Source organism: Thermococcus gorgonarius (assembly GCF_002214385.1).
GTDB lineage: Archaea > Methanobacteriota_B > Thermococci > Thermococcales > Thermococcaceae > Thermococcus > Thermococcus gorgonarius.
The window spans coordinates 940812-965904 of the sequence record NZ_CP014855.1; the positions used below are offsets into that span (position 1 = coordinate 940812).

The 25093-nt window shown below is 52.6% G+C and carries 28 protein-coding genes; 20 read left to right on the forward strand and 8 right to left on the reverse strand.

The features are described from left to right. On the reverse strand, positions 1–1929 hold the full coding sequence (locus tag A3K92_RS05300) for an arginine--tRNA ligase (protein ID WP_088885271.1): 1929 nt from the start codon (positions 1927–1929) through the stop codon (positions 1–3). A gap of 71 nt (positions 1930–2000) precedes the next feature. Here A3K92_RS05300 and A3K92_RS05305 point away from each other — a divergent pair, with 71 nt between their 5' ends. Then, on the forward strand, positions 2001–2279 hold the full coding sequence (locus A3K92_RS05305) for a lipoate protein ligase C-terminal domain-containing protein (protein WP_088885272.1): 279 nt from the start codon (positions 2001–2003) through the stop codon (positions 2277–2279). Continuing rightward, on the forward strand, positions 2276–2854 hold the full coding sequence (locus tag A3K92_RS05310; protein ID WP_232460837.1) for a stage II sporulation protein M: 579 nt from the start codon (positions 2276–2278) through the stop codon (positions 2852–2854). Before A3K92_RS05305 ends, A3K92_RS05310 begins: the two co-directional genes overlap by 4 nt. 3 nt (positions 2855–2857) lie before the next feature. Here A3K92_RS05310 and A3K92_RS05315 read toward each other — a convergent pair whose 3' ends face one another. After that, entirely contained in the window at positions 2858–3526 is a 669-nt protein-coding gene (locus A3K92_RS05315; protein ID WP_088885274.1) for a hypothetical protein, read from the reverse strand. 44 nt (positions 3527–3570) lie between these two features. Further along, entirely contained in the window at positions 3571–4830 is a 1260-nt protein-coding gene (locus A3K92_RS05320; protein WP_088886046.1) for a radical SAM protein, read from the reverse strand. Between the two features lie 158 nt (positions 4831–4988). Between A3K92_RS05320 and A3K92_RS05325 the strand changes: the two genes are divergently transcribed. The 14 genes from A3K92_RS05325 to nuoI all read left to right on the forward strand — a co-directional run bounded on the left by A3K92_RS05325 (position 4989) and on the right by nuoI (position 15598). Further along, positions 4989–5489, forward strand: a complete 501-nt coding sequence (locus A3K92_RS05325) for an ACT domain-containing protein (RefSeq protein WP_088885275.1) — start codon at positions 4989–4991, stop codon at positions 5487–5489. 225 nt (positions 5490–5714) lie between these two features. Next, positions 5715–6248 carry a Na+/H+ antiporter subunit E gene (locus A3K92_RS05330; protein ID WP_088885276.1) on the forward strand — a complete coding sequence of 178 codons (534 nt, stop codon included), beginning with the start codon at positions 5715–5717 and terminating at the stop codon, positions 6246–6248. Continuing rightward, positions 6245–6499: a monovalent cation/H+ antiporter complex subunit F gene (locus tag A3K92_RS05335; RefSeq protein ID WP_088885277.1), complete on the forward strand. Its 255-nt coding sequence runs from the start codon at positions 6245–6247 to the stop codon at positions 6497–6499. Before A3K92_RS05330 ends, A3K92_RS05335 begins: the two co-directional genes overlap by 4 nt. After that, a complete protein-coding gene (gene mnhG, locus A3K92_RS05340; protein WP_088885278.1) occupies positions 6496–6897 on the forward strand; it encodes a monovalent cation/H(+) antiporter subunit G in 402 nt (133 codons plus the stop codon). The genes A3K92_RS05335 and mnhG overlap by 4 nt, the downstream gene beginning before the upstream one ends. Then, positions 6894–7178, forward strand: coding sequence for a DUF4040 domain-containing protein (locus A3K92_RS05345; RefSeq protein WP_088885279.1), 285 nt, complete (start codon positions 6894–6896; stop codon positions 7176–7178). The genes mnhG and A3K92_RS05345 overlap by 4 nt, the downstream gene beginning before the upstream one ends. Continuing rightward, positions 7172–7888: a Na(+)/H(+) antiporter subunit B gene (locus A3K92_RS05350; protein WP_088885280.1), complete on the forward strand. Its 717-nt coding sequence runs from the start codon at positions 7172–7174 to the stop codon at positions 7886–7888. The genes A3K92_RS05345 and A3K92_RS05350 overlap by 7 nt, the downstream gene beginning before the upstream one ends. Then, positions 7885–8241 (forward strand): NADH-quinone oxidoreductase subunit K, encoded by a 357-nt coding sequence (locus tag A3K92_RS05355; protein ID WP_088885281.1) that lies wholly within the window; start codon positions 7885–7887, stop codon positions 8239–8241. The genes A3K92_RS05350 and A3K92_RS05355 overlap by 4 nt, the downstream gene beginning before the upstream one ends. Beyond that, the gene (locus tag A3K92_RS05360; RefSeq protein WP_088885282.1) at positions 8238–9725 is read left to right on the forward strand and encodes a proton-conducting transporter transmembrane domain-containing protein; all 1488 of its coding nucleotides are present in this window, start codon (positions 8238–8240) and stop codon (positions 9723–9725) included. The genes A3K92_RS05355 and A3K92_RS05360 overlap by 4 nt, the downstream gene beginning before the upstream one ends. After that, a complete protein-coding gene (locus tag A3K92_RS05365) occupies positions 9722–11608 on the forward strand; it encodes a proton-conducting transporter transmembrane domain-containing protein (RefSeq protein WP_198361926.1) in 1887 nt (628 codons plus the stop codon). The genes A3K92_RS05360 and A3K92_RS05365 overlap by 4 nt, the downstream gene beginning before the upstream one ends. Continuing rightward, positions 11609–12502, forward strand: coding sequence for a respiratory chain complex I subunit 1 family protein (locus A3K92_RS05370; protein ID WP_088885284.1), 894 nt, complete (start codon positions 11609–11611; stop codon positions 12500–12502). A gap of 10 nt (positions 12503–12512) precedes the next feature. Next, positions 12513–13118: a NuoB/complex I 20 kDa subunit family protein gene (locus A3K92_RS05375; protein ID WP_394335173.1), complete on the forward strand. Its 606-nt coding sequence runs from the start codon at positions 12513–12515 to the stop codon at positions 13116–13118. After that, complete coding sequence (locus A3K92_RS05380; RefSeq protein ID WP_088885285.1) at positions 13109–13693, forward strand: NADH-quinone oxidoreductase subunit C; 585 nt, start codon at positions 13109–13111, stop codon at positions 13691–13693. The genes A3K92_RS05375 and A3K92_RS05380 overlap by 10 nt, the downstream gene beginning before the upstream one ends. A gap of 10 nt (positions 13694–13703) precedes the next feature. After that, on the forward strand, positions 13704–14888 hold the full coding sequence (locus A3K92_RS05385; protein WP_088885286.1) for an NADH-quinone oxidoreductase subunit D: 1185 nt from the start codon (positions 13704–13706) through the stop codon (positions 14886–14888). Between the two features lie 5 nt (positions 14889–14893). After that, the gene (gene nuoI / locus A3K92_RS05390; protein WP_198361927.1) at positions 14894–15598 is read left to right on the forward strand and encodes an NADH-quinone oxidoreductase subunit NuoI; all 705 of its coding nucleotides are present in this window, start codon (positions 14894–14896) and stop codon (positions 15596–15598) included. 57 nt (positions 15599–15655) lie between these two features. Here the strand turns inward: nuoI and A3K92_RS05395 are convergent, their stop codons facing one another. Together A3K92_RS05395 and A3K92_RS05400 are read right to left on the reverse strand one after the other, a co-directional pair. Beyond that, entirely contained in the window at positions 15656–16957 is a 1302-nt protein-coding gene (locus A3K92_RS05395; protein WP_088885288.1) for a uracil-xanthine permease family protein, read from the reverse strand. Between the two features lie 87 nt (positions 16958–17044). Then, a complete protein-coding gene (locus tag A3K92_RS05400; RefSeq protein ID WP_088885289.1) occupies positions 17045–18382 on the reverse strand; it encodes a leucine/methionine racemase in 1338 nt (445 codons plus the stop codon). Positions 18383–18497: 115 nt separating this feature from the next. Here A3K92_RS05400 and A3K92_RS05405 point away from each other — a divergent pair, with 115 nt between their 5' ends. Next, entirely contained in the window at positions 18498–18959 is a 462-nt protein-coding gene (locus A3K92_RS05405; RefSeq protein ID WP_088885290.1) for an Lrp/AsnC family transcriptional regulator, read from the forward strand. A gap of 12 nt (positions 18960–18971) precedes the next feature. On the opposite strand, the gene A3K92_RS05410 is transcribed toward A3K92_RS05405, so the two are convergent. Beyond that, complete coding sequence (locus A3K92_RS05410; protein WP_088885291.1) at positions 18972–20735, reverse strand: hypothetical protein; 1764 nt, start codon at positions 20733–20735, stop codon at positions 18972–18974. Further along, a complete protein-coding gene (hjc, locus tag A3K92_RS05415) occupies positions 20722–21123 on the reverse strand; it encodes a Holliday junction resolvase Hjc (protein WP_088885292.1) in 402 nt (133 codons plus the stop codon). The genes A3K92_RS05410 and hjc overlap by 14 nt, the downstream gene beginning before the upstream one ends. A 129-nt stretch (positions 21124–21252) precedes the next feature. Between hjc and A3K92_RS05420 the strand changes: the two genes are divergently transcribed. From A3K92_RS05420 to A3K92_RS05430, 3 genes are read left to right on the forward strand one after another with little or no spacing between them, the layout of a single operon-like run. Further along, positions 21253–21777, forward strand: coding sequence for a gamma carbonic anhydrase family protein (locus A3K92_RS05420; protein ID WP_088885293.1), 525 nt, complete (start codon positions 21253–21255; stop codon positions 21775–21777). Positions 21778–21782: 5 nt separating this feature from the next. After that, positions 21783–22577, forward strand: coding sequence for a polyprenyl diphosphate synthase (uppS, locus tag A3K92_RS05425; RefSeq protein ID WP_088885294.1), 795 nt, complete (start codon positions 21783–21785; stop codon positions 22575–22577). Between the two features lie 18 nt (positions 22578–22595). Further along, entirely contained in the window at positions 22596–23315 is a 720-nt protein-coding gene (locus A3K92_RS05430) for a hypothetical protein (protein ID WP_088885295.1), read from the forward strand. Here A3K92_RS05430 and tgtA read toward each other — a convergent pair. After that, complete coding sequence (gene tgtA, locus A3K92_RS05435) at positions 23310–25055, reverse strand: tRNA guanosine(15) transglycosylase TgtA (protein ID WP_088885296.1); 1746 nt, start codon at positions 25053–25055, stop codon at positions 23310–23312. The genes A3K92_RS05430 and tgtA overlap by 6 nt on opposite strands. Between the last annotated feature and the right edge of the window lie 38 nt (positions 25056–25093).

Genomic DNA, 25093 nt, shown 5'->3' on the forward strand with positions numbered 1-25093 from the left:
TCACATCCTCTCCGGTGCCTCGATTCCAAGTAACTCCAGTCCATTCCTGAGAACCTGCTTGACGGCCAGGACGAGCAGCAGACGCTCCTCCCTGATTCCCTCCTCGGCCTTGAGGACTGGGTGGTCCATGTAGAACCTGTTGAAGAGGCTTGCCAGCTCGTTGAGGTAGGCTGGGATCAGGTGGGGCTTGATGTCTCTTCCTGCTTGCTCTATGACCGTTGGGAACTTGGCGAGGAGCTTTATTAGTTCCTTCTCGCGGTTGGTGAGCTTCGAAAAGTCGGCTTTCTCAAGGAGGTTCTTCCAGTCTGTGTCTATGCCGCTCTCCTCGGCCTTCCTCATAATTGAGGCACAGCGCGCGTGGGCGTACTGGATGTATGGTGCGCTCTCTCCCTCGAAGTTCAGAACGTCGTCCCAGCGGAAGGTGATTATCTTGTCGGGACTGTACTTGACGAGGTTGAAGCGGACAGCGCCAACGCCAACCGCTTCCGCTATCTCGTCCTTCTCTTCCTCGCTCAGGTTCGGGTTCTTCTGCTCTACCAGCTCCCTTGCCCTCTGCACTGCCTCGTTGAGCACCTCGTCAACGGTGAAGCCGACCCACGTTCCCTTCCTGCCCGAGAATGAACCCTCCGGCCTTACCACGTGCTCGTAAGCCAAGTGGTGGAAGTTCTTCGCCGAATCCTCAAAGCCGAGGAGCTGGAGGGCGTACTTTATCGCCATCTGCGGATGCCTCTGTTCTGCTCCGATCACGTTTATGACTATATCTGCCCTCCCGAACTTACCGGGCATCTCTTTTCCATCTGGAGCGGTCGTCCAGGTCTCGTGGTTCTCCAGCTTATCCCAGAGCTTATAGAGCATGTCGGCTTTAACCTTGCCGAACTTCCAGAGGTGATAGGCTATGTCCTTGCCCGTGTAAGTTGCAGTTCCGTCGCTCCTCCTGAGCACCAAAAACGGGTTCTTCATGTCGGGGAAAAGCTTCCTCAAATCCATCACGAAGGCACCCTTATATTTGCCCTCCTCAGCCCAGAAGAAGTTCTCGTTGGCCTCTATAAGCTCGTAGGCCTCGTTGAAAATCCCGCTCTTCATTATGTCACTCTCCCAGCTGAGCAGGTCGTAGGCTATTCCCATGCGGTAGGTTGTGAGCATCTGGGCCTTAACAACCCTTTCGGCCAGCTTCCTGCCCATTTCTGCTATCTCGTTGTCCCCCTCTTCCAGCTTCTTCATGAGCTCGCGGACTTGCCTGTCCACGTCTGGATTCTCCTCTATGTGCTTGTTCACTTCAACGTAGAGCAGGCCCATCATGTGGTCTATGAAGTCCTCCTTGAGGCCCTTCTCCCTCAACTCGGCCTCAATCCTCTCGAACTCCTCCTTCAGGTTGAGGTAGCCCCAGAGGACTTGGGCAAACTGAACGCCAAGGTCGTCTATGTAGTTCTGAACCTCGACGGTGTAGCCGAGCTTTCTCATTATCCTCGCCATCGTGTCGCCCAAAACAGAGTTCCTCGCGTGTCCCATGTGGAGGGGCTTGGTCGGGTTTACAGAGGTGTGCTCGACGATGACCTTCTTGCCCTTCCCGATATCGCTCTCACCATAGGCCTCTCCCTTCCCAAGGATTTCCTCAACGAGGGCTTTTCCAAAGCGGTCGTAGTCGAGATAGAAGTTTATGTAGCCGTTCACGGCCTTGACCTCTGCAATCTCGTCGGGGAGCGTTCCTTTAAGCCTCTCCACGATCTCTTCCGCGATGAGCTTGGGGGCCTTCCTGAAGACTCTGGCCAGCTGGAAAGCAACTGCAGTTCCGAAGTCTCCGAGCTCAAGGCTTGGGGTATCGTCAAAGGTTATCTCGCCGTCCCACTCTTTTCCAGCCTCGATAAGCATTTCCTCAAGAGCATCCCGAAGGGCGGACTTTACCCTTTCCAGAACGTCTGTGTAGGCCATTCTCACCACCGGCCAAACTAGCACCGAACCTTTAAAAAGTTCTCCCGCAGAGTTACTAAGGGGGTGAGAACGTGAAACACCACATAGGTGAGCACAAGGCCAAGAAGGGACTCATAAGGATTGAGTTCGACGAGAAGAACGGTATCGCTGAGCACGTTAAGATAACGGGAGACTTCTTCATGCATCCCGAGGAGGCGGTTCACGAGCTGGAGAAGAAACTTGAGGGGCACAGGCTGGACGAGCTGGAGCACCTGATAGACGAGTTCTTTGCGATGAGGATGGACATTGAGATGCCCTACGTTAACGTCGAAGATTTTAAGGTAGCCCTCAAGAAGGCACTGGAAGGGTGAAGAAGTTGCCTTTCGCCTCCCATCGGACCAAAGATAAAGCAAAGGAGTACTTTGTTTTACTCACGCTGGGGTTTACTATAGCGATGGTCTTTGGTGTGATAACTGCCCTGACCGTACCCCAGAGAGCACTAGGGATTTTTGAGAACATCGGAAGGTCCATAGCCGGAAAAATCGACATCAAGAGCCAGTTTCACACGTTTCTTTCGATATACCTCAACAACCTAGGCGTTGCGACCTCGGCGTATGCCCTCGGAGTATTCTTCGGTATCGTCCCCTGGCTTGTAGTTATGTTCAACGGCTTCATTCTCGGTCTTGTCGTAACCTTGGTGATTTCCCAAGGACTCATGAGCCCGGTCCAGGCCCTTCTCGCCATAGTTCCCCACGGGATATTTGAAATACCTGCCATACTTCTCTCGGCAACGGCGGGCATAATGCTCTACAGAGGAGTACTCAAAAAAGAGGGTTTAGACGTAGTCTACTTCTCCCTAAGACTCTATGCCCTCTCGGCGGCAATCCTGCTCCTAGCGGCATTTATAGAGGCCTTCATAACCCCAGCAGTTGCTGGTATCGGGTGAGGGTTATGAGCCTTCCAGGAACTCGTTAAGCTGGGTCGCTATTTCCTTAGCTATCATCCTATAGGAATCTCCCTTTCTGAGCTTTCCTATCACGGCCCTCAGGTTCCACCAGTAGGCAACCGACATCGACTGGTTTAAAACGCGTTCCTCCTTCAGCCTCTCAACGCTTGAAGAACTGAGTTCGAGGGCCAGTTTTTCGATTGTTTCCCTGGTTTCCTCGGGAACGTTTCTGCTGCGCATAAGCTCGGCAAAGGTTTTGGCGTCGCCGGGGTAGGAGTAGTAAAGGATTCCCGAGACGCCGTACTCACTGCGGAGGAACCCGTCTTCCGAAAAGTCCATGGGGAGATAAACGATCACGATCCTTCCCTTAAGGTCGTAGTCGGCTATCGATCCGTTTACGTAAACCGGCTTCAGACCGTGGGAGCGGGTTACGTTGTCGAGGGCGCTTTTAATGGCTTCCCTGAGTTTGAGGTTTGGGACGACAATTGATATGTAAACGGTTTTGGGATCCTCTGGGGCACTTTTCCAGCCGGAATCACTCAGAATAGCGGAGGAGTACTGATGTTCCCCCGAAAGGTCCGAGAAAACACCGAGTTCACTGGCCAATGCCGCCGCAACGAGCGAAAGAACGATCACAACTGAGAAGCCGAGGACCGGGATCACGCGCCCCATGTTCTCACCTAAAATGAGATATTGGAAGATTACCTTTAAAATGGTTAAACCTCAGTCCCTATGTAAATCCCGTGCCTCGTCCTGACTATCCTGACCTTTATTCTGTCCCCCACTTCTGCCTTCGTGCCTATTACTTCAATGAGCCTGTTCCTAGCCTTGGCCAGCATTTCTCCCTCTATCCTCCCGGGCAGAACAACCTCGGCCTTGACGACTTCACCCGGCCTGAAGACGAGGGGTATGAATTCCCTCTTCTCCATTCCGAAGTGGCTCGGCTTGAGAACTAGGGGCCTCATGCCAGTTTTCTCTTCAAGGGCCCTTAGCCACGCGTAGAACTCCTTGAAGGGAACCACCTTTGCTATCGTCGGGTTTCTGCCGAACTTGTAGGGGACGTAGTTCTGGAAGCCAAGGGCGGGCCAGCGCTTTCCTGCCCCAATCTTCCTTGCGAACTCTATGAAAGCTTCGGCCTCATCGTCGTTGACCCCGAAGATTATGACAGGGGCTATGAGAACGTCGATTCCCGCGTTTACTAAGGCTTCGGCCATCTCGAGAACGTGCTCAAGGTCGTAGCTCTTCATCCCCATGAGCATCTTGGCCTTGTCTGGGTCGAGGGAGTGTATCGAGAGGTTCACCCTGTCGAGGCCAGCCTCCGCCAGCTCCTCAACCAGCTTGTCATTCAAGAGAGTCCCGTTGCTCTGCATCGAGATGACGGAGACGTTCGGGTGCTCGCGGAGGGCCTGAACGAGCTCGACGCGGAAGGGGTAGATGAGAGGCTCGCCCTGACCGTCGAGGTGAGCCTCAAGGCCTTTGCCCTTTATCCTGGCCACGTCATCAAACCACTTCATCAGGTAGTCGATGTCCACTACGTAGTCAAGCTTCCTTGTTCGCGAATAGGGGCCCTCATCGACGGAGCAGAAGACGCAGCTCAGGTTGCAGCCGCTGACGCCCCTCACCTGGATAAGGTTTGTCCCCCTGTCAATCAATCCAAAGGCGTTATAGCCGAGAAGAGGAACGTCCATGCCCTCATGGATGTAGAGGACCTTTCTGCCGGTGTAGCGGTTCCTCAAAAGTGCGCCGAGGTTGTTCTGGATATAGATAGCCAGGTACTTCTCGACGCCTGGATAGTCGGTATCAATGAAGAGTCTCCCGTCCCTAACGATTATCTCAGGTTTAACCCGATACTTTCTCCTCAAAATCCTTTGAAGCTCTTTCTTGTCGAAATCAGCGTAAAGAGTCTCCCTCCAGATGAGTCTCACGCTTTCATCCGTTTCCTCAAACTTTACATTGGGAAGAGAAACTTCTATCATGCCCAGTGATTTTTTGAAATCTCTTAAAAATTCGCCGATGGAGATTTTATCCATCTTAAGCTTTTTAAAGAATATTAACTGTCCCCATGCGGGCATGGAAACATTTTAATATTAGTGATGCAAAACGTCTAGTGATGGACTTAAGTGGGTGATGGATCATGTGGGGTAAGATTGAACACTACTTCGACGAATACCCGGTCAGAAAGCTCATAGCTAAGACCCTTCTCAAGTACGGCCTCAGGGTCTCCGATGACATGAAGATAAAGGCCGGAGACATAGAGGTTCCTTACACCAAGATAGCCAAGGCCCTCGACGTCGACAGGAGAGTCGTGAAAGAAACCGTTGGGATGATTCTCAAGATACCGGAGCTAAGGGAGATCTACACCAACCTTGAACCGACTGTCCACATGAAGTACGTGGGGAGACACGTTGGGTACGGTGTAATTGAGATCGAGCCTGAACCAAGGGCAGTTGGAATATTGGCAAAGATAGCTCAGAAGATAGCCGACAGGAACATAAACATCGTCCAGGTCGTTGCGGAGGATCCCGAACTATACCCCGAGGCTACCCTGACAATAATCACAGAGAAGCCAATTCCGGGTGACCTCATCAACGAGCTCTCGAAACTCGAAGGAGTCAAAAGGATATCGATCTATTAGTCGAATTTTTTCTGCTTGTACCTCTTCATTTTTAAAGATTTTTGGGAAACCAACCCCACAAGAATTCCCTAATGCTGTCTTTTTTGGAGTGATGGACAAATTAGGCCCCTCCATTTTAACCAAAAGTTCTGAACCTTTTTTCTTTGCAGATAACGTTTATAAGGTATCGTTGGGAACCTCCAGTTAGCAGTCTAGAACTGCTGAGACTCTCTGGAGGGTTGATGAATGGAGGAAGCAAGCAACGTTAGCAGGTACCTCTACACTCTTATAGTACTGTTTTTGATATGGCTGGCCCTAACAGCGAGCCTAGATCCTCAGGAGCTAACCTTTGGCCTCATTTTATCGGCGATAGTGGCAGCTATAACCTACCCAATCTTTACCACCAGGGGACTGGCAAACCTCCATCCAAAGAGGGTTACCTACGCAATAGCCTACGTGCCATATTTCCTCTGGGCAATGATAATGGCTAACCTTGACGTTGCCTACAGGGTTCTCCATCCCAAAAAGCCCATAAGGCCTGGAGTGGTCCACTGCAAGACGGTTCTCAAAACCAATCCAGGAAAACTCTCTTTAGCCAATTCAATAACTCTAACACCAGGTACCATAACCCTCGACGTCGACGGTGACGACTACTTCATACACTGGATCTGGGTTCCAGACGAGGTTCTTTCAGCTAAAAGCGAGGAGGAACACGTTGAAAGGGCTTCTGAAAACATAACTAGACCCTTTGAAAAATTCCTGAAGGTGATCTTCGGATGATAGGGATTGGGGTTTATCTGGCTCTAATAGCGATAGCAACCCTGCTAAGCATGTATCGGTTCATGGTCGGGCCAACGACACCAGACAGACTGGTAGCGGTGGACATAATGACAACGATAACGACGGGGCTAATGGTACTCTTTGCCCTCTACTACAGGCGCATGATATTCCTCGATGTTGCACTCGTCTACGCAATACTAGCCTTTGGTGGAGTTATAGCCTTCGCACGCTACATGGAGGGAGGCCTATGAACGCGCTCGCTGCTTTAGGTGAAGCACTCGTACTCATAGGAACGTTCTTCTACTTTCTCTCTGCATTAGGTTTAATCAGGATGCCCGACGTCTACAACAGAATGCAGACCTCAACAAAGAGCGCCACCCTTGGTTCGCTGGGAGTTCTCGTGGGAACCGGGCTCTGGGCTGTTGGAGACGGCCTCTCGTGGGCATGGTTCGTAAAGGCTACGGTCATCGCGGTTTTCCTTCTGCTGACAAACCCAATCAGCGCCCACGCGCTCATAAGGGCAGCCTACAAGAGCGGCATTCCCCTCTGGCAGGGCAGCGTTGTTGACAAGTACCGCGAGCACATTGAAGCCAAGGCCTCTCCCGGGGCCGCTGAGAGTGAAAGTACTGAGGAGGGTGGTGAGGAATGAACTGCGTTGCCTGCATTGAATACATTATAGTGGCGCTCATGGTAGCTTCAGCGATTTTTGCAGTGGAGTGGAGAGACCTCCTGGCGGCAGCCGTTGGAATGGCCGCGGTTAGTTTATTCGCCTCCATCCTGTTCTTCATCCTCCAGGCACCAGACGTTGCAATGACGGAAGCGGCCATAGGGGCAGCCCTAAGCGGTGCAGTTGTTGTTTTTGCCATTAAACGGACTAGGAGATTCGAAACCGAGGAAGAGGAGAAGCCCGGGTGGTGGGTGAGATGGTGAGCTTACTCAAGAGATCACTCGCGATAATCTCAATCCTGATAATAGGGTACTGGCTCGCCCAGGGATTGGCTGGAGTACCCTTCGGGCAGGATAAGATGTTGGTTGGTCACTATTACCTCCAGCACGTCAAAGAACAGACCGGAGCAGTCAACGCCGTCACCGCTATAGTTGTAAACTACCGTGGATTCGATACCCTTGGTGAGGTCACCGTTCTGTTCATAGCATCAACTGGCGTTGGAGCACTCCTCTGGAGAAAGAAGAGAGAACGGACTGCTAAAACTGAGGGTTCGGTAGTCCTCACCACCGGCGTCGAGCTTCTCTTCCCGTTCATAGTGATGTTCGGAAGCTACATCTTCATCCACGGACACCTGACACCGGGTGGAGGCTTTCCGGGCGGAGCCACCATAGCGACGGCATTCCTGTTGCTGTACATGGCCTTCATCAGCTACGAAATTCCGCACAGACTCTTTGAGAATCTCGAGGGCATTGCTGGAATGAGTTACGTCCTCGTTGGCCTCATAGGCCTTGCCATCGGCGGTTACTTCCTCTTCGACTGGATATGGCAGACCTGGCACTGGGGCACCAGCAACCTCGGTAGGCTCTTCAGCGGCGGATTCATACCAGTAATCTATACAATAATCGGCATTAAAGTCGGCACAGAGCTCAGCGGCATCGTTGATAACATGCTCAAGGAGGAGGTGGGAGAATGAGCCTTCCCAGCATAAGCGTTTACTACTTCGGGGCAATATCGCTGGTTCTCATAGGCCTCTACGGCGTTCTGGTAAAGAAGAACCTAATGAAGATACTCATCAGTCTGAGCATTATGGAAACCGGCGTGAATCTTCTTCTCATAAGCATAGGCTACGTTTCAGGAAAGAGCGCTCCAATACTCAGCGAAGGAATAGGGCCAGCTCAAGCAGTTGATCCCATCCCACAGGCGCTAGTCCTTACCGCAATAGTTATAGGCGTCGCAACAACGGCCCTCGCCCTTAGCACCGCCATGATAATCTATGAGAAGTACGGCACCCTCAATATCGAAGAGATAAGGAGGTTGAGAGGATGAACGGGCAGTACGCTTCACTCCTCATAGCCTTACCCCTCATAAGCGCTTTCTTTGTCCCTCTGATAAAAGGGCTGGGAAGAAAGGCTGTAATGGGATATCTCGTGCTGATAACTGCCATTCAAACGGGAATAGCTGGCTGGGTATTCAGCGAAGTATACTCCACCGGAAAGCCAATAATAGTCATGGCCGGCGGCTGGAAACCACCGGTTGGAATCAACCTCTACATCGGCCACTTCGCTGCGCTCTTCGTTTTAATAGTGGCTATAGTCAGCTTTTTCATGGCAATATTCAGTTACAAAGCAGTTACAGTTGAACCCATCGATAAGTACGCCATGCTGTTCCTGCTCCTCATGCTCGGAGCAACTGGAATGATAGCGACGGGAGACATCTTCAACCTCTTCGTCTTCATGGAGATAACCTCAATAACCGCTTATGCACTCACGGCCTATAACAAAACCGGTGAGGCAGCAGAGGCCTCAATGAAGTACATCGTTCTTGGTGGAATCGGCTCAAGCTTCTTCCTGATTGGTGTTGCCCTGATTTACGGTGCAACGGGAACCCTTAACATGGGCCACATAGCCCAGCTCGCCGGAACAATGAACGCCACTGCCGCTCAGGTTGGGCTGGCCCTGGTTATCTTTGGTCTGGCTGTCGAGGCCGAGCTGTTCCCGCTCAACGCGTGGGCGCCCGATGCTTATCAAGCCGCTCCACACCCGATAACGGCCATGTTCTCAGCATTTGTGGTCAAAGCTGGTCTATACGCAATGGCCAGGCTTATTTACATCCTCCAGAATGCAAACGGCTGGAGCGATATTTTAAAGCTCGTCATAGCCCTAGCCACTTTGACCGTTGTCGTCGCTGAGTTCTCGGCACTCAGACAGAGAGACGTCAAGAGGATGATAGCATATTCATCGATAAGCCAGGTGGGTATGATAGCCTTTGCCCTGGCCCTAGGAACACAGGCAGGAATCAGCGCAGGAGTCTTCCACATGGTGAACCATGCCATAGTCAAGGCTCTCCTTTTCCTCACCGTTGGCTACGTTGGGATAACCCTTGGAGGAACTAAAATTGAGAACTTCGCTGGGCTGGGCAAGAGAATGCCCCTAACGGCACTAACGCTGACAATAGGCTCTCTGGCCGCGGTGGGGATACCGCTGTTCAACATCTTCTGGAGCAAGGTCAGAATCCTGCTGGCAGGTGTCGAGGCGGGCTATTCGTGGAGCGTCGCATTAATCCTTGGAGCCAGTGTTGTCGAGGCCGTCTATTACCTCAGGCTCATTCACACCATGTGGTTCGTTGGAAATGGAGAAAGGATCAGGGAGAACTTCGCGATAGGGGTCATTGCGATATTCCTAGCAGCTTTGATAGTTGTAATAGGCATTTACCCTAACGACCTGTGGACCCTTGTACAAAAAGCCGGTCAGGACATCTTCAACGTGGCAAACTACATTAGCCACGTTCCCTTAATGGGGGTGGGATCATGAACGAGATTGCGGTTATGCTCTTCACTCCACTCATAGCTGGAATACTCGCTTGGATAATAAACGTCAAAGGAATTAGGGAAACGATAGGAGTTTTGGGAGCACTCGTGCCTTTTGCCCTCCTGGTGAAGGAATACTCCACAGTAGTCAACAACCTCTACAATCCACCAACATACCAGCTGACGGTAAGTGGCTTTAACATAACCTTCAAGCTGGGAACCCTCAACTGGTACTTTGCCGCGGTGGCTTCCTTGGTAGGAGTTGCCATGGCCTTCGGAATGATCTCGACAAGCAGAAACAGCTACGACTGGCTCTTCGCCATGATGAGCTACACCGGTGTCCTGGGAGTCTTCCTCAGCTGGGACTTTGTGAGCTTCTTCCTTCTCTGGGAGCTCATGACCTTTGCCAGCTTCATGATGGTGCTCAAGAGGAACAGGCACGAATCCCTCAAGTACTTCGTCCTCAGCGTCATAGGAGCCTACGCCATGCTCCTGGCGATAGCGCTCATATACGCCAAGACAGGCGCTTTAAACTTCGATGACATAAGACACGCCATGTACCTCGACGCCATAATGGGAGGAATGAGCAAGAGCGAAACGATACTCATCTTCGCCCTGTTTTTGACGGCCTTTGGCGTTAAGGCAGGTGCCTGGCCCCTCCACGTCTGGGCGCCTGGAGCTTACAGCGAGAACGACCAGAGCTACACAGCCTTTTTCAGCGGCGCCCTCAGCAAAGCTGGAGCCTACGGCTTTCTCCTGCTCTACATCCTGATGATGGTGAAGCTATACTACGTCATGGGACCCTTCCACGGTCACCTGACCTTCGCGTACATCATAGCATGGATAGGGGCCATAACAGTTGTAGTTGCAAGCTTCCTGGCAGTCCTTCAAGAAGACATCAGAAAGCTCTTTGCCTACTCCTCCATCGGACAGGTCGGCTACATTCTGCTGGCCTTTGGAGTGGGCACATGGATGGGATTCGCGGGTGGACTCTTCCACGTCCTCAGTCACGCGGTATTCAAGGGACTCTTCTGGCTTGTAACTGCTGCAATAATACTCCAGACTGGAAAGACCCGCTTTGAGGACTTTGGTGGATTAGCTGAGAAGATGCCAATAACGTTTGCAATGTCCCTTATAGCGGTGCTCAGTCTGGCTGGAATACCCCCGATGGCGGGCTTCGCCAGCAAGTGGCTCATCTACGAGGCAGCTATACAGGCACACATGCCGCTGGTTGCCGGTGCAATATTCCTCGGAAGTGCACTGGCATTCGCCTACGTCGTCAGGTTCCTCTATGCCGTATGGTTCGGACAGAGACCGAGCGACCTCGAGGACGTCCAGGAGGCCCCGCTACCGCTCCTCATAGGAATGGCTATACTGGCCATACCAAACGTAGTCTTTGGAGTCGCACCCGGCCTAGTTACGAAGTACATAAACAAGGTGCTCTCATACATGCTCTTCCTTTTCGGGGAGAGAAAAGTCGACGTAAGCATCGTCACCGGAAGCTACTATAAGCTGGTCACTCCAACTGGAACCTACAACGCCCTCACCGTTACCCTCATGCTGGTCGTTGGCCTCGCCATAGCCGGATTGATCTACATATACGGTGCTAAGGCCAGAAGAATACCCGTAACCAACACCTACCAGTCGGGTAACCCGGTTACAGAGGACTACAACCTCTCCATAAGGAGGAACTTCTACAGGCCTCTGGCGGAAGCCCTCGAGTTCTGGCTCAAGTACAGCTTCGACAGGTTCTACGAGAGACTAGCCGGCATAGCTGAAGACTTCGCCGACTGGCTAAGAGAGGGATTCTACAACGGAAACGTGCAGGCATACTCCTGGTACCTTGCAATAGTACTCCTAATCCTAGCTCTGTGGGGGGTGTTGTGAATGGTGGCATGGAAACTCATCCTTGAAGCCATAGGAATACTCATTTATGCCACGTTAATGGGCTTCATCTTCATGGGTATCGAGAGAAAGGCAATGGCGAGAATCCAGAGGAGGGTAGGACCTCCAATCTACCAGCCCCTCATCGATACCCTAAAACTACTCGGAAAGAAGGAAAGCGTCAGCCACGGCTTCATCTACGACTTCGGACCGGTCTTTGCTCTCGGAGCCAGCATAGCGGCGCTCCTCTTCATCCCGATAGCAAACTTCCAGCTCTTCAGCAGCAGCGCGGACTTAATCGTTGTTGCGTACCTCCTTGAGGTGCCAATGCTTGGAATAATGCTCGGTGCCATGAGCTCGGGCAACCCCTACTCGGCTTTAGGTGTCCAGCGTGGCCTTCTCACCATGGTTGCCATGCAGCTTCCCTACGGTCTGGCGATAATAGCACTCGTCCAGCACTGGGGAACCTTCAAGCTGAGCGAAATAGTGGCCCTCCAGCAACTCCACGGGTGGAGCATACTCGTTCCGGCCCTGCTCATAGCTATGATAGTCTTCGACATAGTCTTCCAGGCAATGCTAGGCCTCGAGCCCTTCGACATCATAACTGCACCTGCAGAAATCTCCATGGGTCCGATGGTCGAGTACGGCGGAAAGCACGCGGCTTTACTCTTCACCCAGCACGCGGTACAGCTCTTCGCCGAGACGGCCTTCTTCGCCGTGCTCTTCCTTGGTGGGGCAAGCAACCTCCTCGAGCTACTCATCAAGCAGATAGCCGTGCTCTTCATAGCGATATTCGTGGCCAGCATCTACCCGAGGTTTACCATCGATCAAGCCGCGAAGTTCTTCTGGAAGTGGCCGACCATACTCGGAATAATAGCCGTGCTCCTGACGATGTGAGGTGGTGGGGATGAGCGAGATGAATGAAATGAGAAACGAGAACGACGGAATCATAAGCTACGAGCTCAAGGAGTTCAAGCTCTTCGAGCCCCTCTTTAGATGGGCCCGGAAAAAGAGCCTCTGGATAGTGGCGTTCTGTACAGGCTGTGGCGGTATCGAGATGCCGCCTCTAGCCACTGCCAGGTACGACTTCGAGCGCTTCGGAATAATGCCCAACCCCGCTCCGAGGATGGCCGACCTGTTCCTCATCACGGGCTACGTGACGCCGAAGACGCTCAAGAGGATAATAATAACCTACGAGATGATGCAGGACCCCAAGTATGTCCTGGCCCACGGTTCCTGCCCGATCAACGGCGGTGTTTACTGGGACTCCTACAACGTGGTCAAACAGCTCGACAAGTACATACCCATCGATGTTGCCATAGCCGGCTGTATGCCGAGGCCAGAGGCGGTAATGGACGGCATAATGGAGATAATGCGCAAGATAGAGAGCGGTGAAGCCGACGGCTGGAAGCGCTACAGGGAGAACTACGAGTATTACAAGAAGAATCAGGACGAACTGTTTGGTGAAGGATGGCGCGAGAAGGAAGCCAAGAGGTGGTTGGCATGGATATGAACGAGAAAAAGGTTGAAGAAAAGATAGAGAACGCTCAGCCAGTTGAGGAGAAGCCGACCCTTCCTGACACCAAGGAGGGAAGGCTCGTAAAGCTCATCCTTGAGAAGGCCCCCTACGCTGAAGGCAACGTCAGGCGCGAGAGGCGCGTCGAGTTTAAAGTTCCGGCCGAGAGGATACACGAGTTCCTGGAGCTGGCAAGCGAGAAGTTTGAGATGCTCATGCAGATAAGCACCGTTGACTGGCTCAAGGAGGGCGAGTTCGAGCTCGTCTACCAGCTCTGGAGCGTCAGTGAGGGCGTCCACGCCTTCGTCAGGACGAGGGTACCAAGGGAGAACGCGAAACTCCCGACGGTCATGGACATATGGCCGGTCGCGGAGACCTACGAGAGGGAAGCCCACGAGTTCTTCGGGATAATCTTTGAGGGCAATCCACGCCTTGGACCCTTCATCCTCGAGCCGAGGGAGTACGAGAAGCACCCGCTCAGGAAGGACTTCAACACGCTCAGCTACGTCAAGACCATCTACGGCGAGGACTTCGACAGGTACGATGAGAGTAAGACGAACTACGTGATATGAGGTGATGATCATGGCTAACCTTGAAGTCCCAAAGGAATTGAGGGAAGAGGCAAAGAAGCATGACATGTATCTCCACCCCATAGCCAAGGACACCTACGAGCTGTTCTTCGGTCCACAGCACATGGCAACGGAGAACTTTAGCATAATCCTCAAGATGGACGGCAACAGGGTGGAGAAGGCCATAGTCAACCCCGGCTTCCTCCACAGAGGTTTCGAGAAGCTCGCCGAGCAGAGGCCCTACTTCACCAACATTGCTTTGCTCCTGCGTATCTGTGTCCCCGAGAGCGACGTTCCCGAGAACATCTACTCAATGGCCGTCGATGAGATCGTCGGATGGGAAGTACCTGAGAGGGCTATATGGATAAGGAACGTCGTCCTTGAGATGGCGAGGTTAAGTGCCTGGATGTTCTGGATAATGGGCTTTGGAAACGAGATAGGTCTCTACACAGCCGGTCAGTGGGCTGCCGCTTATCGTGAGAGGTTCATGCGTCTCTTCGAGGAGTTAACCGGTGGAAGGGTCTATCACATCTACACCGTCCCCGGTGGAGTCAGAAGGGACATACCAGGCGACCGCTGGCTTCGCCAGCTCCGCGACACCGTCGAGTATCTGAAGTCAAAGCTCAAGGACTTCGACGAGATACTCTTCGACAACTACGTCATGTTCGAGAGGACTGAGGGAGTTGGCGTTATGGACAAGAAGTTCGCCCTCAAGCACGCGGTAACCGGTCCAAACCTCAGGGCCGTCGGTGTCCCCTACGATGTCAGGAAGGACGACCCGTATTACCTCTATCCAGAGCTCGACTTCGAGGTTCCTGTCCTCAAAGAGGGCGACAGCCTCGCAAGAGTTCTCGTCAGGAGGTACGAGATGGAGCAGGACCTCTACATACTCGAGCAGCTGCTCGATATGGGACCGCCAAGTGGGCCCTACATGGTTCAGGACGCCAGACTCAAGGCCCTCCCGAGGTTCAAGCCGCCCAAGGGTGATGCCTACGCTCATGTCGAGAGCACGAAGGGTGACTTTGGAGCCTACGTTGTCAGTGATGGAACTCACAAGCCGTACAGGGTTCACATAAGGGGCCCGAGCCAGAGCCACGGCGTTACCGTACTTGAGGAGCTCCTGAAGGGAGCGCGCCTTGCAGATGTGCCGGTCATATTGAAGACCCTCGACAACTGCCCGCCTGACATAGACAGGTGATGAAGATGCCCGCGAGAGTTGTTGGCGAGGAAAAGGTCAAGCTCAAGAAGTCCTTCATCAAGCCCTGGATGGGCATCAAGTACCTGTTCAAGAAGCCGGTAACAATCAAGATACCCTTCGAGAAGATAGAGCCCGCGCCGAAGTACAGGGGTTTCCACACCCTCGACTGGAAGAAATGCATTGGCTGTAACTTCTGCGGCCAGATATGTCCTGCTAGAGCAATAGAGATGACGTGGATAGAGGGCGAGAAGAGGCCACACCCGAAGGTGGACTATGGAAGATGCACCTTCTGCCAGTTCTGCGTAGATGTGTGCCCGACGGGAGCGCTCGGCTTCAGCGAGAACTTCTACCTGACCACGGGTGGCCTGGAGGAAGACCTTGAGCTTTACGACTGGGTTCCCATCGATCCTCAGAAGGTTAGGGAGCTCAACGAGCGCTTTGGAGACTATCGCTTCCCTGTCGAGAGGATAAAGTTCAACAGGGAGACCAGGGAGGTAACGTACTACCTCAGGGACGGAACGGAGTTTAAGTTCAAGATCCTGGGCTACGGCCTCAAACCCCCTGCCGCCGCCAAGCCCAAGCCCGCTGCAAAGCCCGCGGCAAAAACTGCCCCCAAGCCAGCTGAGAAGAAAGAAGCCAAGACTGAGAAGCCAGCCGAAAAGCCGACCGAGAAGAAAGAAGAGCCCAAGGCCGAGGAAAAGAAGGAGTGAACCTTTTCCTTTTTTAACTTACTTTCCCAGAGTTTTTGAGGGAAAATAAAGAGAAGTTCAGAGGAGCCTGTCGAGGATTATAGCCGTTAAAGCTCCAACGGCCATCCCCGACTCAAGAATGCTGGCTATGAGTTTTGGAAAGTGCTCCAAGAACTCCTGCGGAAGTTGTGGTGCCCCGAGGCCCGCTATCAGCGCCGCAGCCAAGATGAGCGTGTTCCTGTCGGTGAACTCGACTTTCTCCTTTATCAATCTCAGCCCCGTGACGCTTATCATGCCGTAGAGGGCAAGCGTCAGCCCACCGAGGACGGGAGCCGGCATCGAGGCGAGTATTCCGGCGAACTTCGGCAAGAGGGAGAGGAATATCAGTATCACCGCACCCGCTTGCACTACGTGCCTGCTGCCAATCTTTGTGAGTGCAACGACTCCTATGTTCTCGGAGTAGCTTGTCGTTCCACAGGCGCCAAGGAGACCAGCTACCGAGCAGGCCAGACCCTCTGCACTTATACCCCTTGCGATGTGTTTTTCTGTTATCTCTGAACCCGTTACCGCGGCTATAGCATGGTAGTCTCCAACGCTCTCGATGATGCTCACCATGAAGGCAAACAGGAGTAGGACTATGGCGCTGGCATTGAAGACCGGTGTCCCCCACGGGAAGATAGAGGGAACACCAAGAACCGGCAGGCTCTTCACAAGGTCGAAGTCGGTTAGGCCGAGCGGGACGCTGATAAGGTAGCCGACGAGAGCACCCACCACTACGGGCATGGCCTTCAGGCTTCCCCTAGCCCTGAGCGCTACGAAGACAGTGGTGAGGAATGTTACCAGGGCCACAGCACTGGACTTCACAAGTGTTTCGCCGGCCGGATCGGCGTAGAAGTTGAAGAAGTTCTTTATCGCAACGTCTGCCAAGCTGAAGCCGATGAGGGTTATCGTTACGCCTGTAACCAGGGGAGTGAAGAGCTTCCTGACCTTTCCTATTATCCCGAGCCAGCCGATCATAGCCTCAATTAGACCGCCAATGAGTAGTGCACCCTGGACGGCGGCCATCCCGAGGGAAGAGCCTATCGATATAAGCCCCGGGATGAAGGCAAAGCTCGACCCCTGGACTATTGGATAGCGGGAACCTATCGTCGTCTGGAGCAGCGTCGCTATGCCCATCGCCAGCAGAACCGCCTGTATCATGAGGGCAATCTGGTCGCCGCTCAGTCCTATGGCCCCTCCGACAACGAGTGGCACTGTCACGGTCGCTCCAAACATCGCAAGAACGTGCTGAAGGCCAAAAACCAAAGCCTTCGCGGGCTCAACCTTTTCCTCAATTCCAACCTTCAAAACTGGATTTTCCACTACCTCGACGTTCTCCATTAAAGCCCGCTCAACCTGTGTAAAAGTTTGTTTAAAAAGTTTTCGATAGAGGGTAAGATTAACAGAAAAATGTTAAAAACGAGCTGCTTACCAGCCCTGAACCTTCTCCAGAACGCTGTCCGGAACCTTCCCCTCCTCGACGTCTTCTATTGCCTCCTCAAGCCTGTCAAGGCCTTCCTCCAGTAGTTCCTCCTCTATCGTTAGCGGTGGCTGAATCCTCAGGACGTTGCCCTGCAGGAAGGCAACTATGAGGCCCAGCTCGTAGGCCCTCCAGACGACCTTCTTGGCCTCGTCGTAGGCCCTCTCCTTGGTCTCCCTGTCCTTCACAAGCTCAACGCCGAGCATCAATCCAAGTCCCCTAACGTCGCCGATGAGCTCGTGCCTCTTCTTCATTTTCTCCAGCCTGCCCTTGGCTTTCTTGCCGAGCCTTTCGGCGCGCTCTAAGAGGTTTCGCTCCTCGATTTCCTCGATAACAGCCAAGGCCGCGGCACTCGCAACCGGGTTCCCGCTCAGGGTGAAGGCGTGGCCGAGAGGCGGCAGGGAATCCATTATCTCGCCTCTTCCGACGACGGCGCTTATGGGCAACCCACCGCCAAGGGGCTTGGCCAGGGTTATTATGTCGGGCTCAACTCCAAAGTGTTCTATGGCGAACCATTTTCCCGTCCTTCCGAGACCGCTCTGGACTTCATCCACGGCTAGGAGAATACCGTGCTCGTCTAAGATTTTCTTTAGCCTCCTAAAGTAGCCTTCGGGGGGAACGACCATCCCCGCATCGCCCTGTATAGGCTCCGCGAGGAGCAAAGCTACACCTTCAGCGTGAACTTCCCCTTCAAACTTCTCTTTGAGGTATTCCAAACACTCCATTCTGCACTTTCCAGGTTCCTTGCCAAAGGGACAGCGGTAGCAGTTTGGATACGGGATGAAGTGCACGTCGCTGAGCTGGCCGACCTTGGAGCGAACCTCGAAGTCGAGCCCGGTAACGCTCATCGCACCGTAGGTTGAACCGTAGTAGCTCCGCAGGTAGCCGATTACCGCTCTCCTGCCGGTGTAGGCCCTCGCGAACTTTATGGCCCCATCGTTTGCATCGCTTCCGCTCAGCCCAAAAGCCACCTTTGAGCTTTCTATGGGCGCTATTTCGGCCAGCTTTTTCGCCAGGAGGTAGGGCTCAACGGGAAAGCCGTAGATGAAAGTGAAGTGGAGCAATCTCTCTGCCGTTCCCTTCACGGCCTCCACAACGCGCGGGTTGTTGTGTCCGACGTTCTGAACGGCAGCATCGCTCAGGAAGTCTATGTACTCCCTCCCCTCAACGTCCCATACAAGGGCGTTCCGAGCTTTGTAGGGCACTATTGGGGCATAGGTAACATGCGAGGCCCTTGAAATGTAGAGGGAGTACCCTTCGATGACCTCCTCCTTTCGGGGCAACATGGGACCACCGTTGCTTATTTGCGTTTGAAATTAATAGATATTTCGGTTAATTTCTGCTGATTTTTTAGAAAATTTTAAAAATAACATGCTAAAAACTGAAAATTGGTGGATTAAAATGGCGGAAATAGAAAAGCTGGACGAGCTCGACAGGGCGATACTGCACATACTCCAGGAGGATGGCAGGGCGAGTTACTCTGAAATAGCAAGGCGCCTGAAAGTGCCCGAGTCAACGGTCAGGCTAAGGGTGAAGAAGCTCGTGGAGAAGGGAATCATAAGGAAGTTCGCCGCACTTATAAACCCCTTCAAAGCCGGCTATTCAATAGTGGCCTTCATAGCAGTTGACGTCGAGCCGAATAAAATCAAGGAGGCCGTTGAAAAGCTAAAGGAGTTGCCAGAGGTTGACGTCCTCGGCATAGCCACGGGTGCTCACGACATTCTAATGCAGGTTACAGTTAAGGATCTCCAAGAGCTTGAGAACTTCCTGATAGAAAAGCTCGGCAAGATTGATGGAATAAAGAGCACTGAAACGTCTATCCTCACGAGCGTCAAGAAGTGGGGCTACGCGAGGGTGTTCTGAAAAAGAGAAAAGTCAGCCGAGGAGGACCTGAAGGATTGCTTCCTCACCCGGCTTCAGCTCATCCACTTCCCATATCACTCTGGAACCCTCAATCCGGACTTTACCCCTCTTCGCCCTGACCTCGACGGCGTTCATGCCCCTCTCCCACCTGAAGTTCAGGAGCGGCCTCATCCTCGGCGCTTTCAGCTTGACGAAATAGTACCTGTCAAGTTCTTCCTCCACAACGTGGGGTCTAGCAAGGGCCAGATAAGAACTGCCTGCCAAGCCCATAAGAGAGAGTACAACCACGAGAATCGTCTTTAAATCTGGCAGTTGGGATTTTTCACCGCCTCCTCCAGGGAGAGTTGAAGTTGAAGTGGTGTTTTTTCCGGGACTTGTCGAAGTTTTTCCGAGGGTTGAGAGGTCAATTATCCTGCTGTACTTCAGGTAGCCCTTGGCCTCAGCGGTCAGGACGAACTTCTTGGAGCCCAGCTTATCGAGTGGGATGAAGATTTTGCCGTCATCATTGGTTCTGAAGGAAAGTGTCCCGTTGGAGAATGTTTCAATAACAACGGTGACGTTTGGAAGGGGGCTTCCGCTGGAATTGATGACCGTTAGGACGAGGACATCCGCGCTTACTTCGTGGACCACCAGCAGTTTATCCACCTTAACCGAAACCTTTTCAGTGCAGTGATTGAGATATAGCTCGGCTTCGTAAACGCCCGTTTGGTTGACTCTAAAGGCAGCCAGGCCATTTTCATCAGTGAACAGCGTCTGGCCAAGAAGATTGATCCGGATCCCCGAAACCGGGCTTCCGTTCTCATCGGTCACCCTGATCCAGACACTCCCGTTCTCGTACCAGGCCCGGTAGGAGTAGGAGCATTTAACATCGACGAGCTTTGTAACGATCACCCCATCCAGGTTTAATCTGACCAGATAAACTCCCTGCCTGGGAGGAACAAAAACCGCCTCACCGTTTTCATCGGTGTAGAGCGTTGTCCCGTTGATCCAGATTTCAATGTCTTTGGCTGGCCTTCCGTCAGCGAAAGAGACCTTAACGAGGATCACCCCTCCCTTAAATTCCGCCGAGTAGCTGTACTTCCTGGCCATGACCTTGAAGCTTTTCTCCAGTCTCTGGGAAACGTTTGAGAGATCCGCGAGTATAACCAGAGTATAATTCCCCGCGTCAAGGCTCGGTATCCTTATCATCTCGCTCCACTTCATTCCCGGATCAATGGAAACTGTGAAGTTCCAGGAGCTTACCACGGACTCGTTTCCGTTGAGAACAAAAACCCTGACTGTGCCTTGGATGGGCACGTTGGACTTCGAGATCACCTGGATGTGGGAGATTATATCCCAGCCAGCAGTGTAGAATCCACCGATATCTGAGCTTAGGGAGTAACGGATGAGCTTTTCAACCCTTACAGCAACACTGCGCTCAAGGGTGAAGTTTCCAAACTTCCCCTCGATCTTGACCGGGTACTCCCCCGGAGGTAAAAGGGGAACCTTCACCCTGAGATGTACTATAGTGCTCTCCGAGGGGCCCAGGGATAGCGTTTCATTGGCCGTTAAAGCCACATCCCCCGCTTTCCATACAAGGCTTACGGTCAAGCCAGAGAGGCTCTCGTTAAGGAGGTTGGTGACGTTGACCGGAACATCAAGTTCCTCGCCGGGGAAAGCATCAAAAACACCGATAACAGGGGCCATGCTGAAGGGGGGAGACTCTTCAGCAAATCCGGGAGAACTAAAGAATGCCCCTATGAGAACAACGATCATCAGGATCCTAGTCACTTTCATCCTTCAACACCTCCAGCAGGTTTCTCTGGACTCCCAGAAGTTCTTCAAGAGTCATTCCGCTGTTTGAGTACGTTATCTTGTAGTTTTTTCCAGATTTTACCAGATTGTCCAAGTCAAAAAAGCGCCACCCTCGATTTATGAACTTAACGGCCAGGACGGCCTTTCCGCCGAATCTTTTGGAGAACTCGGCAAGTTTTCTGACGTCTTCATCACCGAGGTAAACCCTGTCGGAGTGGGTACTCTTAACCTCGATGCAGAGGTAGAGCTTTCCGTTGCCCGCAATCACGTCAACCTTTTTGCTTCCTGCCGACCTAACGACTGCGAAGCCCTTCTCCTCAAGGGCTTTTATCAGCTCCCTTTCAGCGCTCGCTCCCCTGTGGTACCTCATAGTCCCAACCCCTCGTAACTTTGCAGGCCTGTATTTATCTTTTCCTGTCGTTCACGGTGGCCGAAGCATCAGAGTTCGTCGGGTTAACTTTTATAAAAGGGCCCTTCAACTTTAAATTGGTGATGATGAATGGCGATATACTCTCTAGGCGATAAAAAGCCGAAGATACACGAGACCGCTTACATTGACGAGAGTGCATCTGTTATAGGGGACGTTGTTCTTGAAGAGAACACGAGCGTTTGGCCCTCCGCGGTTCTAAGGGGAGACATCGAGCAGATATACATCGGTTGCTGCTCCAACGTCCAGGATAACGTGAGCATACACACCTCCCACGGCCTTCCGACAAAGATTGGCAAGTACGTGACGATAGGCCACAACGCCGTTGTCCACGGAGCGACCATCGGCGACTACACCATCATCGGCATGGGCGCGATAATCCTCGACGGGGCAAAGATTGGAAAACACGTCATCATAGGAGCGGGAGCGCTCGTCCCGCCGGGCAAGGAGATACCAGACTACAGCCTCGTCGTCGGCGTTCCTGGAAAGGTAGTCAGGCAGCTGAGCGAGGAGGAAATCGAGTGGACGAAGAAGAACGCCGAAATCTATATGGAGCTGGCCAAGCTGCACCGGGAAAAGAGAACGAAACTAGAGTGATCCCAATGCTCTACAGGTTAATATCCAAGGTTCCTCCCATTATTTTTAAGCCTGTCTATGACCTTTACGAGTCCTACCTACTTGAGAAGGTCAAATCTGGTGAGATCCCGAAGCACGTGGCCATAATTATGGACGGAAACAGGAGATGGGCCAGAAAGCTGGAGAAGCCCCCCTGGTACGGCCACCTGTTTGGTTCAAACAAACTGGAAGAGATACTGGAGTGGTGCAGAGAACTGGGCATAAGAACGCTGACAGCCTACGCCTTCTCCACAGAGAACTTCAAACGCTCCCCGGAAGAGGTTAACGCCCTCATGAACCTCTTCGAGCAGAAGTTTAAGGAGCTTATCAAAGACGAGAGGGTACACAGGTACGGTATCAGAGTCAACGTGATAGGCAGAAAAGAGCTCCTACCGGAGAACGTGAGAAAAGCAGCAGAAGAAGCAGAGAGAGTTACCAAAAAATACAACAATTACACTCTCAACCTGGCAATAGCCTACGGGGGAAGGAGCGAGATAACCGATGCGGTGAGGGAGATCGTTCGAGACGCACTTGAGGGGAAACTAAGCCCTGACGAGATAGACGAAGACCTGATAAAGCGCTACCTCTACCATCCCAACATGCCAGATCCCGACATCGTGATCCGAACCGGGGGAGAAGTGAGGATAAGCAACTTCCTCCTGTACCAGATAGCCTACAGTGAGCTCTTCTTCGTCGACGTCTACTTCCCCGAGTTCAGGAAGATAGATTTCCTGAGGATAATAAGGGAGTACCAGAAGAGGCAGAGAAGGTTTGGGAGATAAACAACCCCCGGTGATCTCATGAATAGAATAAAAGTTCTGGCGATTGTCTCCGCATTTTTAATAATCATATCAACGGGAATAGTGTGGCTGATCACGGCTGACATCAATATCACGCTGGCCGTGTTAACGTTGGCTTCAACGATAGCCACGGTGATGATGGCAGTCACGATATACGAACTCGACATAGCCATCAAAGAGCTCAACTTTGAAACAGTCTCAAAAACCTACGAGATGATGGATGAGAAACTGAAGAAACAGCTAGGAGAAATAAAATCCTGGAAACTAAAAAAACTTTCCGTCGAGGAGTTCCTGAGAGATTCAGAGAAAACGAAAACCGTGAGAGAAGCCAGTAAAACACTCAACAGGATTGGATACTTTGTCTACAGGGAGTTCATTGGAGATTGGTTCATCCAAGAACAGTACGCCGGGTTAGTACTCGATTCCTTCCTGGCCATGAAGGAGTACCTCAAGGCACTCCGTGATTCAGCTGAGTGTGAAAAAGACGGCCTCGGTAATAATGAAAAAGAGGCCTGTAAAAAAGGCCCCTGGTTCATGCGTCGTTTTTATCTTCTCCTCGTCGTAATCAGCTACGCTTACCTATGCGAGAGGTTTCCACAGCAATGTGAGGCACTCTTTAGAGGATACGGACTCGAACCAGACAACCCAGTCCCAAGTGAGTGGCTTGAAAAAGATGTAAAGAAGTGGCTCAAAAGAAAAGGGTACGGAAAGTACTTATGATTTCTCCACTCCCCTCCTCACCTTCACAGCTAAACCACTCTGGAAGACCTTAAGCTCCTCGCCGTTAAGGAGCGTCTGGCCCGTTGCTAAGAGCTCATCCTTCTCGTTCACAACCAAAACCTCGTCGTAGGGCCTTATCTCCGGGTCGGCATCTACCACGAACTTGGCGAAGACGTTCTTTCCCTTCCTCGCGAAGGGTTCGGCATCCTCATTGACCACGACGCGCATCCGTGGAAATGGCAGGAGTTCACGAAGCCTTCTCGCCCCTTCTATTCCGAGCGTTAATAGGCCATCCTCGGCCCTGAAGGTGGCGAGGTGCTTCCCCTTCGCCTTAACCTGCCTTGGCATGCCAGTTTTCCTCGAGAGCTCGACAAAGGCGTCTTTGAAGGCCTCACCAGCCCCCTCACCGAACTGGTATTCCGCAACGGCCATTACGTACTTTTTAGCCTCATCCTTCCGCGGCTTTTCTATCGTAAAGTCCTCCTCGCCCTCGCTCTGGGCGAAGGGGTAGCTCAGGCTCAGGTACTTAGGCACTTCATCGAATATCGGGTGCTCTACCGTCTCAGGGAACTTACCCTTAACGCGCTCCGCCCTCTCCTTAGCTCTCACCGCCGTCGGCCACCTCAGGGATTCCTCGCTCACCTTGAAGAAAGCGGAAGCCTTTGTTACCGGCTCGTTCTTCTCAAGGTAGTCCCTGTACTCAAGCAAGCGCTTGTAAGCAGCGAAGAGCTTCGGATGACTCCTCGCCCTCTCGTCCACCAGCTCCCAGAGGGTTCCCTCCTTTATGGCCTGCTTTACTCTGTTGAGCTCCTCTCTTATGACCCAGAGGTTGTGAATTGCGAGCAGTCTCGTTCTCTCTTCCTTCGGCATCTCCCTGAGCTCCTGGGGAGTGTAGCGCGAACAGACTGGACAGGAGCAGGGGAAGTACTCAAGCTCGTCCAAGCGTTTCGTTCCCTCTGGCGTTAGATAGCGGTCGTCTTTGGCATACAGGGCGTAGCTGGCAGAATCGAAGAGGTCTACTCCCATTGCCACCGCCAGCGCAAAAATCATGGGGTGACCAGCACCAAAGAGGTGAACGGGTCTGTCCGGCCTGAGACCCCGCTTTGAAGCGATTACGACGTCAACCAAGTCGCGGTAGCGGTAGCTCTCCATCAGCGGGACGACGGCACCGATGGGGTGAATTTCGAAGTTCATCTCGCTCAGCTTCTTTGCCGCGTAGGTTCTAAGGTCCGGGTAGGTAGAACCCTGCACCGCCGCGTTCATTGCTATTTTCTTTATCTCCTCCGCCTCCTTTGCCCTTTCCAGCGTTATCCTAAGGTCTTCCTCTGCCTTTTCCCTCGAGGCGCCTGGCGGAGTAGGTATGTCGAGAAAAGTCCCTACATCAACGCCTATGTCGTGCTGGAACTGGACTATCTCGCGGTTGGTGACCTCAACATCACCGTAGCGCATAAGCTGGAAAGAGCCGGAATCAACCTCGATTATTCCGTCGTAGTCGAGCAGCTTATGGATTCCAACCTCAAGGGCTCTCTCCCTCAGCTCGGGCGTCTTGTAAATTATGTAGGAGTTCGTGATGATCATACCAAAGCCCATTTCCTTAAGCTCTTTCGGCGTCACGATGAGCTGTTTCGGGTTGATGACCGGCATTATGGCCGGCGTCTCTATCGTCTTCCCGTTAACGGTCAGCTTTCCAATTCTTCCAGCCGCGTCTCTCGCCCGGATCTCGAACCTGAAGTCGGTCATTTTTCTCACCTCCAGGGGAGTTGGCACCTTTTGTTTAA